Consider the following 13,807-nt stretch of genomic DNA (forward strand, 5'->3'; position numbering starts at 1 on the left):
GCCGCTGCACGCCCTGTGTGCAGCGGTTTTTTTACGTTCGCATGGCGACGATCCCTTGTAGGAGTGAGCCTGCTCGCGATAGCGGTGCGTCAGGTATACATACGTGTCTGAATAAGCGCTATCGCGAGCAGGCTCACTCCTACAGGGGATTTGCGGTGGTTCTGGATTGTTACAGGCAAAAAAAACGCCGCTCATCTGACGATGGGCGGCGTTTTTTATTGCGTTGCAGCGTTAGGCTTGAACGACCGGGATGTTGGCGTTCGCAGCAGCCTCACGGAACTCGGCAATCTGGTCGAAGGACAGGTAGCGGTAGATATCGGCCGCCATGCTGTCGATCTTGCCAGCGTATTCCATGTACTCCTCGACGGTCGGCAGGCGACCCAGGATCGACGCAACGGACGCCAGCTCAGCCGAAGCCAGGTAGACGTTCGCGCCGTCGCCCAGACGGTTCGGGAAGTTACGGGTCGACGTGGAGACCACGGTGCTGTTCGGCTCAACGCGTGCCTGGTTGCCCATGCACAGCGAGCAGCCTGGCATTTCCATGCGTGCGCCAGCCTTGCCGTAGATCCCGTAGTAGCCTTCTTCGGTCAGTTGGTGAGCGTCCATCTTGGTCGGCGGCGACAGCCACAGACGAGTTGGCAGCTGACCCTTGACCTGATCCAGCAGTTTACCGGCAGCGCGGAAGTGACCGATGTTGGTCATGCACGAACCGATGAACACTTCGTCGATCTTCTCGCCAGCAACGCTGGACAGCAGACGGGCGTCGTCCGGATCGTTCGGTGCGCAGAGCACAGGCTCGTTGATGTCGGCCAGATCGATTTCGATGACTTCGGCGTATTCGGCGTCGGCATCGGCTTCCATCAGTTCCGGATTGGCAACCCAGGCTTCCATCGCTTGCGCACGACGTTCCAGGGTACGTGCATCGCCGTAGCCTTCGCCGATCATCCAGCGCAGCAGGGTGATGTTGGAGTTCAGGTACTCGGTGATCGATTCTTTCGACAGCTTGATGGTGCAACCGGCAGCCGAACGTTCGGCCGAGGCGTCGGACAGTTCGAACGCCTGTTCCAGGGTCAGACCTTCCAGGCCTTCGATTTCCAGGATGCGGCCGGAGAAGGCGTTTTTCTTGCCTTTCTTCTCGACGGTCAGCAGACCGTTCTGGATGGCGAAGTACGGAATGGCATGAACCAGGTCACGCAGGGTGATGCCAGGTTTCATCTTGCCTTTGAAGCGCACCAGGATCGATTCCGGCATGTCCAGCGGCATGACGCCGGTGGCAGCGGCGAACGCAACCAGACCGGAACCGGCCGGGAACGAGATGCCCATCGGGAAACGGGTGTGCGAGTCACCACCGGTACCGACGGTGTCTGGCAGCAGCATGCGGTTCAGCCACGAGTGGATGATGCCGTCGCCCGGACGCAGGGAAACGCCGCCGCGGGTCATGATGAAGTCAGGCAGGGTGTGGTGGGTGGTCACGTCGATCGGCTTCGGATAAGCCGCGGTGTGGCAGAACGACTGCATCACCAGATCAGCGGAGAAGCCCAGGCACGCCAGGTCTTTCAGTTCGTCACGGGTCATGGGACCGGTGGTGTCCTGAGAACCTACGGTGGTCATTTTCGGTTCGCAGTAGGTGCCAGGACGGATGCCTTTGCCTTCTGCCAGACCGCAAGCCTTGCCGACCATTTTCTGCGCCAGGGTGTAACCCTTGGTGCTTTCAATCGGTGCATCAGGCTTCTTGAACAGGTCGAACGCTGGCAGACCCAGTTCGGCGCGAGCCTTCTCGGTCAGGCCACGGCCGATGATCAGCGGAATACGACCGCCGGCACGGACTTCGTCCAGCAGCACAGGGGTCTTCATTTCGAAGGTGGTGATGACTTCGTCGGTACCGTGCTTGCAGACTTTGCCAGCGTGCGGGTACAGGTCGATCACGTCGCCCATGTTCATGTTCGACACGTCGAACTCGATCGGCAGGGCGCCAGCATCTTCCATGGTGTTGTAGAAGATCGGTGCAATTTTGCTGCCGAAGCAGAAACCGCCGGCGCGCTTGTTCGGCACGTAAGGAATGTCGTCGCCGAAGAACCACAGCACCGAGTTGGTTGCCGATTTACGCGAGGAACCGGTACCAACCACGTCACCGACGTAGGCGATCGGGAAGCCCTGGCCGCGCATTTCTTCGATCTGCTTCATCGGGCCGGTCTTGCCTTGCTCGTCCGGAACGATGCCGTCACGGGCCATTTTCAGCATGGCCAGGGCGTGCAGCGGGATGTCCGGGCGGGACCAGGCGTCTGGCGCAGGCGACAGGTCGTCGGTGTTGGTTTCGCCGGTGACCTTGAACACGCGCAGGCTGATCTTGTCGGCCAGCACCGGGCGCTTCTTGAACCACTCGCCGTCAGCCCAGGATTGCAGCACGGCCTTGGCGTGAACGTTGCCGTTCTTGGCTTTTTCCGCGACGTCGTGGAAGGCGTCGAACATTAGCAGGGTGTGCTTGAGTTCTTCGGCGGCGACTGGCGCCAGCTCGGCGTCGTCCAGCAGCTCGACCAGAGTGACGATGTTGTAGCCGCCCTGCATGGTGCCGAGCAGTTCTACAGCGCGTTTCTTGTCCAGCAGAGGGGAGGTGGCTTCGCCCTTGGCCAGAGCAGACAGGAAGCCGGCCTTGACGTAGGCGGCTTCGTCCACTCCAGGTGGTACGCGATTGGTGATCAGGTCAACGAGGAAAGCTTCTTCGCCAGCCGGAGGGTTCTTCAGCAGCTCGACCAGGCCTGCTGTTTGTTCGGCGTTAAGCGGCTGGGGAACGATACCCAGGGCTGCACGCTCTTCGATATGTTTGCGGTAGGCTTCAAGCACAGTTATTACCCTCATCAGTGGTCCCAAATGGGTGTCCGGGACGCTCGTCGCGAAATGCTCGTACTCATGCGCTGCGTGGCGTTGTGGGCCGCTTAGCCAGAATTACCGACCATTCCTTACAGAAGCTGCTTTCAAAGTTTTACGCCTGCAGAACGGGGAGCTGATGAGGGTTGGCGTTGGGCTTTTCCCCGCTGGAAAAACCCTTCGCCAACACCGCTCTGAAGGAACGACTGTGCTCGTGACGCTTTGAAAACAGCTTCTAACGGACATTGGCGCCTTAAAAGGCTGGCTGATTCTACGGCAAAAAAAATTTAAAGGTAAGTCGCGCTCTATTGGACTTTCGTGGCAATGCGCGCCGGGGCGGCAAAGCCACGGCGCGCCTGAGACCTTGGTGTTTGAGGGGTGATCAATGCCCGACAAAGGGCTAACATGCCGGCCTGTTCCGCGTTTCAGTGTTTTGTCTACTTATGCCCAATCAGACCATCAAGACCCCTTGCGTCGGCCTCTGCTCCACGGTTTATGGAGATCTGGTGTGCCGTGGCTGCAAGCGATTCCACCACGAAGTGATCCATTGGAACGGTTACAACGAGGAGGAAAAGCGCGCGGTCTGGCTGCGTCTGGAGCAATTGCTGTCACAGGTGATGGCCAGCAAGGTCGAGATCTTCGACCCGGCGCGCCTGCGCGAGCAACTGGAACAGCGCAAGATCCGCTTTGTGCCGCATCAGTCGGAATATTGCTGGGCGTATCAACTGATTGCCCGGGGCGCACGGGTGATCATTAATTTGGAAGCGTACGGAATGGTGCTGCTGCCGGAGTTTCGCGAGTGGAACCTGCCGGAGTTGCGCGATGCCATTGATCGGGAATTTTTCCTGCTGTCGGAAGCGCATTATCAGCGCTATATCGCACCCGGGTTCCTCAAAGACGCTTTTCAACTGTAGGAGTGAGCCTGCTCGCGAGGCGGTGTGTCAGTCAACGCATCACTCTATGATCCGCCGCGATCGCGAGCAGGCTCACTCCTACAGGGGGTCGCATCCCAGGGAGTGACTTAATGTTTCACCGCCAGCTCCACCAGATGATCCTCAACTTCCTGCGGCTTGAGCACCAGCACATCGCTTTCCAGCGCATCCAGTACCGCTTCGGCGGTGTTGCCGATCAATGCGCCTGACAAGCCGCTGCGTGCCACTGTGCCTATCACCGTTACCGCCGCCTGCAGTTTGTGCGCCATGAACGGAATCAACACATCGGCCGGGCCTTCCTCGATGTGCAGGTGTTCGTCATCGACATCAAATTCTGCCTGGAACGCCCGGCATTGCTCGCGATAACGTGCCTGGATAGTTTCCTTGAGCTGAAACGTCGGGTCCGCTGCCGACAGCATCGGCGAGGGATGCGCGGTGATGACGTGCAAATGCGCCTTGGCCAGGCTCGCTATGTCGTAGCCATGATCGATGATGGTGGTGTGCAGATGCCGGTGCTCGCCGTCGGCATTGCCGACATCGACGGCGGCGAGGATCACCTTGTCTTTCCACGACCCCGAGGTTTTCACCAGCAGCACCGGAGTAGGGCAATGGCGCAGCAGTTTCCAGTCGGCCGGGGTCAGCAGGGCTTTTTTCAGCGAACTGTCGGGAAAGTGCTGTTTGATCACCAGCCCGCAACCTTCGGCCTGCTGCACGTCGATGATGGTTTCGTGGAGGCTGTCGTTCCACGCCTGTTCGGTGGTCACGCTGTAGCCCTCGGCAAGCAATGCGGCCTTGAGCACGCTAAGCAGGCCGGCGTGGTCGTGCTTTTTGTCGCACACCAACAGATGCAGATGGGCCTGGGTCACGCCCGCGATCAATTTGGCCCGTTTGAGCGCCAGGCTTTCCGAATGTTCAGGGTCGATGACCACCAGAATGCTGCGAATGGCTTGCATGAGCGGAGTCTCCAGCAAAGAAAAGGCACGGCGTTGCACAACTATAGTTGCTGCGCGATCAATCGTGACTTGATACATATCAACGCTCGCGACTGGTGGTCTGCGGGCAGGCCGGTATAATCGGCGCCCTTCGCTCGAACACCTTTACCGTGAGCCCCATGATCCTTCCCGAAATCCACGAATTCCTCGGCTGCCGCACGCCCGACGCCTGGGTCCAGGCGGCACTGGCCGATCAGGAAACCCTGCTGATCGACCACAAGAACTGCGAGTTCAAGGCCGCCAGCACCGCGCTGAGCCTGATTGCCAAGTACCATTCCCATGTCGACCTGATCAACATGATGTCGCGTCTGGCCCGGGAAGAACTGGTGCACCACGAGCAAGTCATGCGCATCATGAAACGCCGCAAGATCGAGCTGCGCCAGCTTCACGCGGGGCGTTATGCCTCGGGCCTGCGCAAGGTGGTGCGCAGCCATGAGCCGGTGAAACTGGTGGATACGCTGGTGGTCGGCGCGTTTATCGAAGCGCGCAGTTGCGAGCGCTTCGAAGCGCTGGTGCCGCACCTGGACGAAGAGTTGGGCAAGTTCTATTTCGGCCTGCTGAAAAGCGAGGCGCGGCACTTTCAGGGCTATCTGAAACTGGCTTATCAATATGGTGAGGCGAAGGATGTCGCTCAGGTGATCGAGCGCGTCCGCGCCGCCGAGCAGGCGCTGATCGAGTCGCCGGACGAGGAGTTCCGCTTCCACAGCGGTGTCCCGGCCGCCGCATGATCGGGTAGGCGCTGGATCGCCAATCCAGTCCCTCTTGTGTCTGATTGTTAAAAACCCTTGAGAGTATGAAAGTTCTCCGAAAACGGTCCGAGGGCAGGCTCGCCCCCGTGGTTTTTCGGACGAGGCCGTCCATCCGTCGACTGCGCTGAACCTCCTCGCGGCTGATTCTTTCTATCGGGTATGTCCTTCAGGAGATACCCCTATGTCCGATCAGCTAAAAGAGGCGTTACTGGCGGCCTGGCGCAAACGGGCAGGGCAAACCGAGGCCGACGTCGATCCGGAAGATCAATATGACGAACTGCTCAAGGCTGCCGACCAGATGGAAGAGCAGGGCCTGATCACCAGTGCCGAGTGGCGTCAATTGGTGCGCGAAGCCGGCAATCTGTTCACCCTGAACGAACAGCAGCCCCACCGCTGAACACTGCCTTCGGAGGAATAGCCCATGCTCAGTTATCTGTTTATCGGTGCCAACGACGTGGAGCGTTCGGCGGCTTTCTATCACGCAATCCTGACCCCGCTGGGTTATCAACACGACCGCGAAGAACACGATTGTTTCTATCTGCCCGGTACCGCAGACAAGTCCAACGGCCCCGGCAGCGTTCACATCGCCAAACCGTTCAATGGCCAGCCGGCAACCGCGGGCAACGGCATGATGCCGGCGTTTCGCGCCGAGTCCCGGCAGCAGGTCGATCAGGTGCACAAAGCCGGACTGGGCCATGGCGGCACCGACGAAGGCCCACCCGGTACCCGCGAGGCGTACACGCCAGACTTCTACGTGGCCTATCTGCGCGACCCCGAAGGCAACAAACTTGCGGTGTTCTTCAGCGGCTGAATGCCTGCATGGAGCCCGTCGATTCCGCCCTGATGGCGGCCCGCGCGCAGTTCGCGATCACGATCAGTTTTCATATCGTGCTGGCGGCGTTCAGCATCGGCCTGGCGAATTTCCTTATGGTGCTGGAAGCGTTGTGGTTGAAGAGCGGGAGACAGGTTTATCTGGATGTTTACCGCTACTGGCTGAAAGTGTTCGCGCTTAATGTGGCGGTGGGCACGGCCTCCGGGTTGATTCTGGAATACCAGTTCGGCCTGAACTGGTCGCGGCTGGCGGTGCAGGCCGGCGATATTCTCGGCCCGTTGATGTTCTACGAGGTGCTGGCGGCGTTTTTCATCGAAGCGGGGTTTCTCGGCATCATGCTGTTCGGGCAGAAAAAGGTCGGCCCGCGTTTGCATTTCTTCGCCACCTGCGCGGTGGCGGTGGGGTCGTTGATCAGTGCGTTCTGGATTCTCTCGGCCAACTCGTGGATGCACACGCCCGTCGGCTATTCGGTGAGCGCCGACGGGCGTTTTATCGCCGAGGATTGGTGGGCAATCATCTTCAATCCATCGTTTCCCTATCGCCTGGCGCACATGACGTTGGCGGTGTTGCTTGGCACTGCCAGTCTGGTCGCGGGCATCAGTGCCTGGCAGTTGCGCAAGGCCTCTGAAAATCCACGGGCGCGCCTGCAATTTTCCATGGCGCTGTGGGTGATTGTCGTGTTGGTGCCGCTGCAAATGCTGGTCGGCGATTTGCATGGTCGGCACACCCTGCACAGCCAGCCGGCGAAAGTCGCCGCCATCGAAGGTTCGTGGACGCGCCCTGCCGAGGGCTCGGGGGAGCCGTTGCGCCTGTTTGCCTGGCCGGACAACGAGGCGCGCGGCAATCATTGGGAAGTCGCGATTCCACGGCTCGGTTCGTTGTACCTGCATCACGACTTGACCAGCACTATCGCTGCACTCGATGAATTCCCCGCGCAGAACATTCCCCCGGTGGCGCCGGTGTTCTTCGCGTTTCGGCTGATGGTCGGGCTGGGGCTGCTGATGCTGGGGCAGGGCGTGCTCAGCCTGATCCTGCGACGGCGCCAACGCCTGTACAGCGCTCGCTGGTGGCTGGGCGGCTGCGTGCTGCTGGCCCCGGCGGGTTTTCTGGCGATGCTCAGCGGCTGGGTCGTCACTGAAGTGGGGCGCCAGCCTTTTACGGTTTATGGATTGATGCGCACAGCCGACAGTCTGTCGTCGGTTTCCAAGGCTCAAGTCGTCGGATCGACCTGGCTGATTTTGCTGTTTTATCTGCTGATTTTCGGGATCGGCCTGTGGGTGTTGCTGCGCCTCTTGCGTGAGCCGCCGCAGCGGGATCAAGCGGGGCCGCAGCCGACGCTGGCCGACGAGACCGGGCACTGAGCAATGGCCGGAATGGACACCGATTGGCTGACCCTGCTGTGCGCCGCTGCGCTGGCCTTCTCGGTGTTCAATTACGTGTTGCTCGACGGCACCGATCTGGGTGTGGGCATGCTTATGGGCCTGACGAACTGCAGCCAGCAGCGCCGGGCCATGGCGGTTACGATTTTGCCTGTCTGGGACGCCAACGAAACCTGGCTGGTGCTCGGCGGCGGTGGACTGCTTGCGATGTTTCCGCTGGCGTACGCAATCCTGCTGCCGGCACTGTATGTGCCGTTCATTGTGATGTTTCTGGCATTGATCGCACGCGCCATGGCCTTGGAGTTTCGCGATTACGCCGCGAACGAGCAGCGCAAGCGCGCCGTCGATAGCGTGTTGGCGCTTGCTTCGCTGGTCAGCGGATGTGTGCAAGGCATGGTACTCGGCACGCTGGTTCAGGGTGTTGCGCATCAGGGCGGTCAGTACCACGGCGAGGGTCGCGACTGGCTGAGCCCGTTCCCGTTGTTCTGCGGTCTGCTGCTGGTGCTCGGCTACGTTTGGCTGGGCACGTGCTGGCTGTATTGGCGCACCCTGGATGAGTTGCAGCGGCGCGCCGCCCGCCAGGCGCGTGGCTTGGCGCTGGTTATCGTGGTGTTGCTGCTGGTGCTGATTGCCTGGACGGCGACGTTGCAGCCGCAATACGCCCGGCGGCTTATGGATGTTCGGCTAGGATTGCCGGCGGGATTGTTGCTTGGCGTTTTAGCAGCGGTGTTCGCTAGAGGTTTTCGCAGCCGCTTCGACTGTGCGCCGCTGTTTGCCGCACTGGGCGTATTCGTGCTGGCGTTTGCCGTGATGCTGGTCGCCGTGTATCCCTACATCATCCCGCCGGACTTGACCTTGAGCGAAGCAGCCGCCAGCCCGAACAGTCAGGTCTTCATGCTGGTCGGTTTCGCGGTGTTGGTACCGATCACGCTGGCTTACAACACCTTCGGTTTCCGTGTCTTCAGCGGCAAGGTACGTGTGGGCAAACACACCTGAAAGTCATGTCACCCGACCCTTTTTGCCCGCCGCTGACAAGCGCGAAGCCCGCAACAAGTCGGCGAAGGCTGCCTTGTCGATCGGCCGGCTCATGAAGTAACCCTGCACCTCGTTGCATTGATCCTTGCCGAGAATTGCCAGTTGCTCTTCGGTCTCGACCCCTTCAGCGGTAACCGTCAGGCCCATGGCCTTGCCCAGACCGATGATCGCTTGCACCACGGCACGGTCATTGGTGCCGCTGCTGATCGAGGCGATGAAACGTTTGTCGATCTTGATCCCGTCGAACGGATAGGCGCGCAAATAGCCCAGGGACGAATAACCGGTGCCGAAGTCGTCCATGTTCAGGCGCACGCCGAGTTCTTTCAGCGAGTTCATGGTGGTCAGCGCACCGTCGGTGTCGTTGAGCATGACGTTTTCGGTGATTTCCAGTTCCAGTCGACTGGCCGGGAAACGCGTTTGCACCAGCACATCACGAACATCCTCGACCACGTCACTCAAGGCAAATTGCGCGGGGGAAAGATTGACCGAAAGCAGGACATCCTGCGGCCACTCCAGCGCGGTTTCGCAGGCCTCGCGCAGCACCCAGCGGCCGAGCGGGACGATCAGGTCGGTCTGCTCGGCCAGCGGAATAAACACGTCCGGCCCGAGCAAACCCTGGGTCGGGTGTTGCCAGCGCACCAGAGCCTCGACCGAAACGATCTGTTTGCCATCGACCTTGTAGCGCGGCTGATAGTGCAGGACGAACTCGTTGTGTTTGAGCGCACGGCGCAGATCATCCTCCATCTGCCGCCGGGTCTGGATCTGGTCGCTCATGTGCGCTTCGAAATAGCACCAGGTGTTCTTGCCGTCGGACTTGGCCTGATACAACGCGATGTCGGCGTAGCGGATCAGGTCGCTGGCGACAAAGCCGTGACGGCGGCTGAGGGCGATGCCGACACTGGCGCCGATGTGCAGCGGATGCTGTTCGTAGAGGACGGGCTGATGCAGGCTGTCGATCAGGCGGGTGCAGAACTTGTCGATCTCGTGGTGGCTGTCCATGCCGTTGAGCACCACGACGAATTCATCGCCACCGAGACGGGCGACGATGTCATGTTCACGGGTGCATTCGCGCAGGCGCGCGGCGACTTCTTGCAGCACGGCGTCGCCGGCCGGGTGCCCGAGGGAATCGTTGATCGGTTTGAAATTGTCGAGATCGATCATCAGCAGCGACAGCGCCGGTGCGTGTTCCTTGAGTTGCAATGCGTCGTCCAGGTAGCGCGCCAGCTTATTGCGATTGGGCAGGCCGGTCAGGGCATCGTGCATGGACAGGTGCTGAATCTGCGCGTGGGCGGCGACTTCATCGGTGATATCGCTGGCGGTGCCGCGATAGCCGATGACGCGATGCTTGTCGAAGATCGGCCTGGCAGAAAGCCGGCAGTGCCGGGGCTGCCCGGACTGGTCGCGATAGGTGCAGCGCAGATCGCTGCTATTGGCTTCTTCGGTAAGTTTCTTCAGCCACAGCTCAAGGGGCGTGGTGTCGCAGGACAGCAACGCACCGATCGCTCTGCCCAGCCACAGGGCTTGCGGGTAACCGGTGACCTCGCTGAAACGCGCCGACAGATAAGTCAGCGACAAGTCGCCATCGACTTCCCAGATCCAGTCCGAAGCCGCCTCGGCGACAGCCCGGAAGCGCTCCTCACTGGCCTCGAGCGCATGGTTGGCCGCCTCAAGCGCCAGATTCGACGCTTGCATCGCGTGGATGCTGTTGTCGACGTATTGCGAGGAGCGCAACGCGTGACGGAAAAAGTACGCGGTCAGCAGCATCAGCACGACCATCGTTGCGCCGAGTGGCGGAACCAGTGACCACAACAGTTGCTGGCCGGGCCGCTGCAGATCGGCGATCAGGCTGTAGCCGGTGCTGTCGAGCGGCACCCGTGGCTGCGCGGCGTCAATGGTGTCGTCCGGGGCCAGGGTCAGATTCGTCAGGCCATAACCGCTACCGATTTTGCGCAGTTTGGTCGGCGTCAGCTTGTCGACGAACACCAGCACCGAAGTGTTCTTCAGCTCATCCAGCGGGCGTTCGTCATTGGGAATGATCGCGGCGGCAGTGATCAGCGCCGGCCAGCCTTCGAACAGCGAATAAGTGGCGACAGGTTTGGTCAGGTCGGGCTGGCTGAGCACTGGGTCCAACAGCGCGGCGGCGGGCACCTGCAGCACCGCAGAGACATCGGTTTGCACCATTTGCCCGCGTATCACCGCGTATTTGGTGGCATTGCGGTCCAGCACAAACACGCCGTCGTAACCGTCGCTGGTGAACAAGGTCTTGCCCATGTTCTGCTCGGTGTAGGCCCAGTTGATGTCGACTGGCCCGCTCAGTGCCTCATAGGCGGTGGTCCAGTAGGCGTAACTGGTGATGTAGTTCTTCGAGGTGGTAATGCGATTTTCCAGGGCACGCGCCGAATAGAAGCGGTTTTGCTCGACATCCTGGCTGTCCAGCTGACTGGCGATGCTCAGCAGGGCGCTGATGGCGGCGATGACCCCGGCGACGAACAGTGCGCCGACTGCAATGGCCAGGCGTCGGGTGACTGCGCGTTGCGGGCTGGGCTGGGGTGGCGCGGAAACGGAATCGGCCATGTGCTCGTCCTTGATCCGGTGTCTACTGAATCTAGAACAATGGCGCGGGCACAATGTTCAGATTGATGTCGGGATCGCGTGGTCTGCAATTGATCGAAGTGTAGCGAATTTGCCGAAAATCCCAGCGGCACCGGCCGGCGGCCATTCCCGAAAGGGCGAGACTTCCCGCGCAAAAACCGGATAATGGCCGCCATTCGTTTAGCCGTATTCTGGTAATCCCGCATGGAAATCAAGGTCAACTTTCTCGACAACCTTCGACTTGAAGCCAAGTTCGACGACTTCACGGTGATCGCCGATCAGCCCATCCGTTACAAGGGCGATGGCTCGGCGCCGGGGCCGTTCGACTACTTCCTCGCGTCGTCGGCCTTGTGCGCGGCTTACTTCGTCAAGCTGTACTGCGACACGCGCAACATCCCGACAGAGAACATTCGTCTGTCGCAAAACAACATCGTCGACCCGGAAAACCGCTACAACCAGATTTTCAAGATCCAGGTCGAATTGCCCGCCGATATCTCCGACAAGGATCGCCAGGGCATCCTGCGTTCGATCGACCGTTGCACCGTGAAGAAGGTGGTGCAGACTGGCCCCGAGTTCATCATCGAAGAAGTCGACAACCTCGACGCCGACGCCCAGGCGCTGCTGATGCCGCACTCCGGTTCGGAGGGGGGCACCTTCATCGCCGGCAAGGACCTGCCGCTGGAGCAGACCATTGCCAACATGTCGGGGATTCTTGCCGACCTCGGGATGAAGATCGAAATCGCCTCGTGGCGCAACATCGTGCCTAACGTCTGGTCGTTGCATATTCGCGATGCGCATTCGCCGATGTGCTTCACCAACGGCAAGGGCGCCACGAAGGAAGGCGCGCTGGCCTCGGCACTGGGCGAGTTCATTGAGCGCCTGAACTGCAACTTCTTTTATAACGACCAGTTCTGGGGCGAGGAAATCGCCAACGCCGAGTTCGTCCATTACCCGGACGAAAAATGGTTCAAGCCGGGGCCGAAGGACGAATTGCCAAGCGAAATCCTCGACGACTACACCCTCGGCATTTACAACCGCGACGGCGAACTGCGTGGCTCGCACCTGTTCGACACCAACTCGGGCAACACCCAGCGCGGCATCTGCTCGCTGCCGTTCGTGCGCCAGTCGGACGGTGAAGTGGTGTACTTCCCGTCGAATCTGATCGAAAACCTCTACCTGAGCAACGGCATGAGCGCCGGCAACACTTTGGCCGAAGCGCAGGTGCAGTGTTTGTCGGAAATCTTCGAACGTGCGGTCAAGCGCGAAATCCTCGAAGGCGAAATGGCCCTGCCGGACGTACCGCAGGAAGTGCTGGAGAAATACCCGAGCATCCTCGCCGGCATCAAAGGCCTGGAAGAGCAGGGCTTCCCGGTGCTGGTCAAGGACGCCTCGCTGGGCGGTGAATTCCCGGTGATGTGCGTGACCCTGATGAACCCGCGCACCGGCGGCGTCTTCGCCTCGTTCGGCGCCCACCCGAGCCTGGAAGTCGCCCTGGAACGCAGCCTGACCGAACTGTTGCAGGGCCGCAGTTTCGAAGGTTTGAACGACTTGCCGCAGCCAACCTTCTCCGGTCAGGCCGTCACCGAGCCGAACAACTTCGTCGAGCACTTCATCGACTCCAGTGGGGTGGTGTCATGGCGCTTCTTCAGCGCCAAAGCGGACTTCGAATTCGTCGAGTGGGACTTCTCAGGCCAAGGCGAAAACTCCAATGCCGAAGAAGCCGCGACCCTGTTCGGCATCCTTGAAGACATGGGCAAAGAAGTCTACATGGCGGTCTACGAGCACATCGGCGCCAAGGCATGCCGCATTCTCGTGCCGGATTACTCGGAGATCTACCCGGTCGAAGACCTGATCTGGGACAACACCAACAAAGCCCTGCAATTTCGCGCCGACATCCTTAATCTGCACAACCTCAGCAAAGTCGGCCTGCGTAACCTCGTCCAGGGTCTGGAACGCAGCGAGCAGGACGATTACACCGACATCACCACGCTGATCGGCATCGAGTTCGACGACAACACGCCGTGGGGCAAGTTGACGATTCTGGAACTGCGTTTGCTGATCTACCTCGCCTTGCAGAAGTTTGACGAAGCCAAGGATCTGGTTGAGGCGTTCTTGCAGTACAACGACAACACGGTTGAGCGCGGCTTGTTTTATCAAGCCGTCAACGTCGTGCTGGAGATGGAACTGGACGAGGATCTGCAACTGGAAGATTACGAAGCCAACTTCCGCCGGATGTTCGGTGGCGAGCGTATGGATGCGGCGATTGGTTCGGTCAACGGTAGCGTGCGGTTCTACGGCTTGACCCCGACGAGCATGAAGCTGGAAGGGCTGGACCGGCATCTGCGCTTGATTGAGAGCTATAAGAAGCTGCATGCGGCGCGGGCGAATGTGACGGTCTGACCGTCAACTGTGGCGAGGGATTGCTCCCGCT

At 60.2% G+C, this 13,807-nt stretch carries 10 protein-coding genes; 7 read left to right on the top strand and 3 right to left on the bottom strand.

Annotated elements, in window-relative coordinates; genetic code table 11:
• Positions 1 to 231: 231 nt before the first annotated feature.
• Positions 232 to 2,841, bottom strand: coding sequence for a bifunctional aconitate hydratase 2/2-methylisocitrate dehydratase (acnB, locus tag HU739_RS02140; protein WP_186546705.1), 2,610 nt, complete (start codon positions 2,839 to 2,841; stop codon positions 232 to 234).
• Positions 2,842 to 3,308: 467 nt separating this feature from the next.
• On the opposite strand from acnB, the gene HU739_RS02145 reads away from it, so the two are divergent.
• Positions 3,309 to 3,779, top strand: coding sequence for a DUF1289 domain-containing protein (locus HU739_RS02145; protein WP_186546686.1), 471 nt, complete (start codon positions 3,309 to 3,311; stop codon positions 3,777 to 3,779).
• A 107-nt stretch (positions 3,780 to 3,886) separates the two neighbouring features.
• Here the strand turns inward: HU739_RS02145 and HU739_RS02150 are convergent, their stop codons facing one another.
• Positions 3,887 to 4,750, bottom strand: a complete 864-nt coding sequence (locus HU739_RS02150; RefSeq protein ID WP_186546685.1) for a universal stress protein — start codon at positions 4,748 to 4,750, stop codon at positions 3,887 to 3,889.
• Between the two features lie 158 nt (positions 4,751 to 4,908).
• On the opposite strand from HU739_RS02150, the gene miaE reads away from it, so the two are divergent.
• From miaE to cydB, 5 genes are all read left to right on the top strand, one after another.
• On the top strand, positions 4,909 to 5,517 hold the full coding sequence (gene miaE / locus HU739_RS02155) for a tRNA-(ms[2]io[6]A)-hydroxylase (RefSeq protein WP_186546684.1): 609 nt from the start codon (positions 4,909 to 4,911) through the stop codon (positions 5,515 to 5,517).
• 202 nt (positions 5,518 to 5,719) lie between these two features.
• Positions 5,720 to 5,935 (top strand): hypothetical protein, encoded by a 216-nt coding sequence (locus HU739_RS02160; RefSeq protein ID WP_186546683.1) that lies wholly within the window; start codon positions 5,720 to 5,722, stop codon positions 5,933 to 5,935.
• A 24-nt stretch (positions 5,936 to 5,959) separates the two neighbouring features.
• Positions 5,960 to 6,349, top strand: coding sequence for a VOC family protein (locus tag HU739_RS02165; protein WP_186546682.1), 390 nt, complete (start codon positions 5,960 to 5,962; stop codon positions 6,347 to 6,349).
• 8 nt (positions 6,350 to 6,357) lie between these two features.
• Positions 6,358 to 7,731: a cytochrome ubiquinol oxidase subunit I gene (locus tag HU739_RS02170; RefSeq protein WP_186546681.1), complete on the top strand. Its 1,374-nt coding sequence runs from the start codon at positions 6,358 to 6,360 to the stop codon at positions 7,729 to 7,731.
• A gap of 12 nt (positions 7,732 to 7,743) precedes the next feature.
• Complete coding sequence (cydB, locus tag HU739_RS02175; protein ID WP_225922794.1) at positions 7,744 to 8,745, top strand: cytochrome d ubiquinol oxidase subunit II; 1,002 nt, start codon at positions 7,744 to 7,746, stop codon at positions 8,743 to 8,745.
• A gap of 3 nt (positions 8,746 to 8,748) precedes the next feature.
• Here cydB and HU739_RS02180 read toward each other — a convergent pair whose 3' ends face one another.
• Complete coding sequence (locus HU739_RS02180) at positions 8,749 to 11,358, bottom strand: bifunctional diguanylate cyclase/phosphodiesterase (RefSeq protein ID WP_186546679.1); 2,610 nt, start codon at positions 11,356 to 11,358, stop codon at positions 8,749 to 8,751.
• A gap of 222 nt (positions 11,359 to 11,580) precedes the next feature.
• Between HU739_RS02180 and HU739_RS02185 the strand changes: the two genes are divergently transcribed.
• Complete coding sequence (locus HU739_RS02185; RefSeq protein WP_186546678.1) at positions 11,581 to 13,776, top strand: OsmC domain/YcaO domain-containing protein; 2,196 nt, start codon at positions 11,581 to 11,583, stop codon at positions 13,774 to 13,776.
• Positions 13,777 to 13,807 lie beyond the last annotated feature (31 nt).

It is taken from the genome of Pseudomonas hamedanensis, assembly GCF_014268595.2.
GTDB lineage: Bacteria > Pseudomonadota > Gammaproteobacteria > Pseudomonadales > Pseudomonadaceae > Aquipseudomonas > Aquipseudomonas hamedanensis.

Excerpts from the sequence above, each read along its gene's own strand:
- HU739_RS02145 (WP_186546686.1), top strand. The coding sequence starts at position 3,309 with ATGCCCAATCAGACCATCAAGACCCCTTGCGTCGGCCTCTGCTCCACG.
- HU739_RS02150 (WP_186546685.1), bottom strand. The coding sequence starts at position 4,750 with ATGCAAGCCATTCGCAGCATTCTGGTGGTCATCGACCCTGAACATTCG.
- miaE (WP_186546684.1), top strand. The coding sequence starts at position 4,909 with ATGATCCTTCCCGAAATCCACGAATTCCTCGGCTGCCGCACGCCCGAC.
- HU739_RS02160 (WP_186546683.1), top strand. The coding sequence starts at position 5,720 with ATGTCCGATCAGCTAAAAGAGGCGTTACTGGCGGCCTGGCGCAAACGG.
- HU739_RS02165 (WP_186546682.1), top strand. The coding sequence starts at position 5,960 with ATGCTCAGTTATCTGTTTATCGGTGCCAACGACGTGGAGCGTTCGGCG.
- HU739_RS02170 (WP_186546681.1), top strand. The coding sequence starts at position 6,358 with ATGGAGCCCGTCGATTCCGCCCTGATGGCGGCCCGCGCGCAGTTCGCG.
- cydB (WP_225922794.1), top strand. The coding sequence starts at position 7,744 with ATGGACACCGATTGGCTGACCCTGCTGTGCGCCGCTGCGCTGGCCTTC.
- HU739_RS02180 (WP_186546679.1), bottom strand. The coding sequence starts at position 11,358 with ATGGCCGATTCCGTTTCCGCGCCACCCCAGCCCAGCCCGCAACGCGCA.
- HU739_RS02185 (WP_186546678.1), top strand. The coding sequence starts at position 11,581 with ATGGAAATCAAGGTCAACTTTCTCGACAACCTTCGACTTGAAGCCAAG.